The sequence below is a fragment of the Streptomyces antimicrobicus genome (assembly GCF_020532625.1).
GTDB classification, from domain to species: domain Bacteria; phylum Actinomycetota; class Actinomycetes; order Streptomycetales; family Streptomycetaceae; genus Streptomyces; species Streptomyces antimicrobicus.
Map to the genome: position 1 here is coordinate 1 of NZ_JAJAUY010000280.1, position 324 is coordinate 324.

The 324-nt window shown below is 73.8% G+C and carries 1 protein-coding gene; it reads left to right on the top strand.

Features of this window, described 5'->3' with window-relative positions:
- Positions 1–324 (top strand): condensation domain-containing protein (locus tag LG632_RS30050; RefSeq protein ID WP_226731089.1); only part of this gene is annotated, 324 nt, incomplete at both ends.

The following is a 324-nucleotide window of genomic DNA, read 5'->3' on the forward strand; positions in this document are numbered from 1 at the left end:
GGCCGGAGCCTGACCGCCCGCCAGATCGCGTACTGGCGGCAGGCCCTGTCCGGGATCCCGGAGGAGCTGCGGCTGCCCACCGACCGGCCGCGCCCGGCGCGCTCCGGACACGGCGGTGACGTCGTCCCGTTCGAGATCGGTGCCGACGTGCACGGCCGGCTCTCCGAGCTGGCCAAGGAGCACGGCAGCACGCTGTTCATGACCCTCCAGGCGGGGCTCGCGTCCTTCCTGACGGCACTCGGCGCGGGGTCGGACGTTCCGCTGGGTACGCCGGTGGCGGGTCGTACGGACGAGGCGCTGGAGGACCTGGTCGGGTTCTTCGTG